Source organism: Bacteroidales bacterium (genome assembly GCA_041671145.1).
Taxonomy (GTDB): domain Bacteria; phylum Bacteroidota; class Bacteroidia; order Bacteroidales; family JAHJDW01; genus JAQUPB01.
In genome coordinates, this window is the sequence record JBAZBZ010000078.1 from 1 (window position 1) to 4,247 (window position 4,247).

4 protein-coding genes are annotated in these 4,247 nt (G+C 29.2%); all 4 read right to left on the reverse strand.

Translation table 11 applies throughout. From position 1 onward, the window contains the following. Positions 1–104 precede the first annotated feature (104 nt). The 4 genes from WC223_13840 to WC223_13855 all read right to left on the reverse strand — a co-directional run bounded on the left by WC223_13840 (position 105) and on the right by WC223_13855 (position 3,853). Positions 105–1,019, reverse strand: a complete 915-nt coding sequence (locus WC223_13840) for a fibrobacter succinogenes major paralogous domain-containing protein (protein MFA6925323.1) — start codon at positions 1,017–1,019, stop codon at positions 105–107. Positions 1,020–1,217: 198 nt separating this feature from the next. Beyond that, on the reverse strand, positions 1,218–2,000 hold the full coding sequence (locus WC223_13845) for a class I SAM-dependent methyltransferase (GenBank protein MFA6925324.1): 783 nt from the start codon (positions 1,998–2,000) through the stop codon (positions 1,218–1,220). Then, positions 1,993–2,874 (reverse strand): glycosyltransferase family 2 protein, encoded by an 882-nt coding sequence (locus WC223_13850; protein ID MFA6925325.1) that lies wholly within the window; start codon positions 2,872–2,874, stop codon positions 1,993–1,995. The genes WC223_13845 and WC223_13850 overlap by 8 nt, the downstream gene beginning before the upstream one ends. A 22-nt stretch (positions 2,875–2,896) precedes the next feature. Beyond that, on the reverse strand, positions 2,897–3,853 hold the full coding sequence (locus WC223_13855; protein MFA6925326.1) for an alpha-1,2-fucosyltransferase: 957 nt from the start codon (positions 3,851–3,853) through the stop codon (positions 2,897–2,899). Between the last annotated feature and the right edge of the window lie 394 nt (positions 3,854–4,247).

Below are 4,247 nucleotides of genomic sequence, written 5' to 3' on the forward strand. Positions count from 1 at the left end.
CGGAATGTTGACAACTTTTAAAAAACTCTCAAAGGTTTTTTAATAAGTTATCAATGTTTCGGAATTTAGTGCTAATTTTGTAAAATATATTTAACGAAAAATGGTCAACCTATTTCAGTATAAGACACAGTGCTTAAATTATAGTAAGTGTTACGGTGAAAAGCGTTTGAGATATCGCTATCTGTGGCCGTCCACCAGTTAGCGTAGTTCCCAATGTTATTAAATGAACCATTAGGATAACGGCTGCCACCAGGAAGGGCTGTAAATCCTGTTTCGTTGGTTGCGCCGACATTAGGACTCGTCCAATGAATTGTGCCAGCTTCTTTTAGCTTTCCACCCGCACTACTAATTCCGAGATATGTTTCAAGCGTTGTCCATTCGGCATCGCTAGGTACATGCCATCCTAGTGGACATATTTTATGAGCATTGTTTACTGCATACCAATTATACAACCTACCATATGTAGAAGAATTGGAAGGGGTATTATTATAATCACTATATGCGCCTGTTGTTAAGTTATTCCATCCTGAATTATCTGTTACTAAAGGTATTAGAGTTCCATCGTTATATTTGGTGGTATTAAGGTTTTCTAACAACCAAACTTGTGTTCCTATAGTAACAATATGGTAAATATTGCCATCAATGTCGGTCTCTGTTAATCCCGTTGTAAGTGATACTTCATTACCGTATGCTGTTCCTGCGCTATTTATTGCATAGGACCTAACATAGTAAATGGTATTACCTGATAAACCTGTTATGGTGCCAGAAAAACTTCCAGCCCCACCTGCCATAGATTTTTTATAGTTTGAAACGGTTGGTGTTTGGCTGGTACTCCAACATACACCTCTTTCTGTTACTGATGCTCCTCCGTCAGAAGTAATATTACCGCCACAAACTGCTGTAGTTGCCGTAATAACTGTAATATTAGATGTTGTCAACTCAGATACTTTTGCTGTTGGATTGTTGTCATCTTTTTTATTTTTCTTACAACTACTCGCAAAAACCAATAAAGTGCCCATTATATATAATGAGCATAGCCAAATTTTGTTTTTATTTCTCATATTAGTTTGATTTAAAAAGGTTATACTATATTTTATTCTTATTTTCAAAATAAATTGTCAAAACAAATATTATATGATTAACAAATATACAAAAGATAATTCATAAGTCAACAGCATATTAGAATTCGCTGGAATATCTTTAGAATTCGTTTAAATTTATTTAGAATTCGTTATTTTTTTAAAAATAACAAATAACCAGTATGGTTTTTTAGGAGAAATAAATGCATTAAATATATCGCATAAAAAAGCCCAAACATTAAATTTATAATCATATTCAAATTGAAATTCACAGTTTGGGCACATTGTTTTTCTTTCATTCTTTTTAGTCCAATAATAAGGAATAAAAGATTCGATAGGCGAAATTTTTTGTTTTATATTTTGTATATATTTATTGTATTTTCTAATTTTTCTACCATAAGAAAAACTTTTTATTATAGTATATTCCGGAAACAACTTTACAAAATCGTTAATGGAAAAATTCCTTAAATGATATGAGCGATTGTAGATATAATCACATTTTGGACACCTTACTATTGTTTTATTTATATTTTCATTATCTGGAACTGTAATATAAATATATTTTCTTGAAATACGTTTAAGCTCTTCAATTGTTTTATAAAAAGTTTCGTCTTCCAAATGTTCTAATAATTCACTTGAAAAAACCAAATCGAATGATTCATTCTCAACTGGAATATTATCACTACTTGCCAATATTGTTTTTGTTTTTAAATAAGAAAGTGCTTTTTTGCTCCTATCAACACCAACGACAGAGAATTTTTCAGCAAGCATATTTGTTATTATTCCATTCCCACATCCCACATCTAAAATATTATTAGTATCATCAGGAATAGTTTGAAGTATTTTTTTTATTTTATCATTTAAATCCAGTTGAGTTAAATTATTCCAATCGTACAATTCATAAAATGTTTTATTATCCATATATGTTTTTTATTTTTTTTAATTTGAAAGCACTTTTCAATCTATGTTTATTAATATAATTAGCTTCCTTTTCATTTACTACTTTTTTTTGTTTCGTAAAATAGGAATGCAAATATCCATATATTGCTAATACTCCACTAAAAAAATATGGTTTACATGTAATTGATTTTTTTATTGCCCCAATTAAAACTACAAAAAAATTAAATCCTATTATATAATATGATTTCCCGGATTTTATAGATGCTTTATAATTTCCCGTTTTAGTATCTGTTTTTCTATGATGTTTTACAATTAATTTTTCATCAACAAAAATTTCAAATCCATTATATAAAGATAGTAACTCATCAATTACATCCCATCCTTCTATTGGCTTAATACCTCCAATTATTTTAAAACAATTTGTTCTGTATGATTTAATTGGACCCCTAACATGATCTGGATTCGAGATTCTTTCTATCTTCCATTCACCCATTATATTTATCGCACAGATTCCTCCACATATTCCTATTTTATTATTTTCAATAAAATGAGAAGAAATCTTCTCAAAATAATCATTAGGTAGAGTCAGGTCAGCATCTAATTTAACAATAAAATCAAAATTGTTATCGGAAATATTTTCAATACCCTTATTCACGGCTCTTGCAACATTTGCACCAGAAGAATATTTCTCTTTACCGTCTTTAATAATATTTATATATTTAATCCAATTTTTCCCTTTGATATATTCTTTAATTATTTTTGAAGAATTATCAATTGAACCATCATCAACAATAATCCATTCAATTGGTAACAAAGTCTGATTAATAACTGATTCCAAAGTAAACTTTATATAATTTTCTTCATTATATACAGGTGTAATTATTACGTATTTCATTGACAATTCAATTATATTTTTTTTAAATCCTATTCCATCCCTCCGGCACAATATCCCTTGTTATATAATTTTTTATCCTCACCCATTCCTTCGGTGCCACAATAATTTTATTTTTATTTTCGTTGAGCCATGCACTCCACCAGCTAAACGAGCTATTGGCAACAATATTGTGTTTGCACAAACTCATAAGTCGCATATCTTCGAAGTTGTTTTGGGAAGTGTTAGAGTCAACAAAAATCATTGAATATGGCATTTTTAGATTTTCTTTCACCCACGAAATATCATCCGAAAATACATAAAATATTGGATTTGTAATTTGCTTTGAAATATAAGCAATACTTCTTAAATAATAATCAATGTCGCAAATATGAAAATCCTTATGTACTGCAGGATTATTAATATAGTCGCCACGCCTTATGTGTATGGAAACCGAATTATTGCTTTTTATTTCACGGCTTAGTTCTTCATTTTTTCCATGTGGTGGATTTTTAAAAGTAAATTCTTTTCTTATAATATTTTCAACATCCTTAAAATATTTTTCGGATTGCCAGTAGCCAAGCATATAAACATTGTCGGGAGCGGTTAAAACTCTTTCGTCGAAATGGCAGAAATTCTGAGCCAAAATTTTTCCTCTGAGCAATGCGGGTTTATTATTGCTTTCGGGATTGAAATTATAATATGCCTTTTTTATTTTTTTTTCAATTAAATTATTGAATTTATCCGAAAACTTTTTCCCGAATATTTTTTTAAAAGACAACCGGTTTATTCCTTCGAGCTTATATACCTTAAAAATATCAATTGGTGTTGCAATATTTTCAACAATATTAAAATATTTTAAGTCATACGTTCGTTCATTATTTTTCGAAAAGTGCGATATATCAAGTTTCAGTTCGGTATTATGGTAATTTGCAAGCCGCCGTGCAGCAGCATACTGAAACATCTGGTTTCCCAGACCGCTCGTTATTTTTGCAATTATCATTTATAAAAAAATAAATAGAATTTGTAAAATTAGTAAAAAATAAATTGCCATAGATTATTCGCCGATTTTCTTTTTTAAAAGATGCTCATGAGAACGCTTCGCTAAGTTCACATATTATAAAATTATTTTTTTATCTGTGAATTTGCGGCGATTTTTATTTTGAAATTTTAATTTTAGAATTATTCAAGAAATCATATATTGAACTCGGCACCTGTGTAAGCAAGAAAAATATCGAGTTTTGGTAAAAGTTCTTTTATGTGCAGCAATTTATCACTAACATCCTAACATTATAAATTAAATTTCAATTGATTACAATTAAGTTCTTTGAAATCTTGTAGATAATAGTCGTCAAACAATTGCTGTATGGGGATTTTATCAATTAATGAGAAATTTA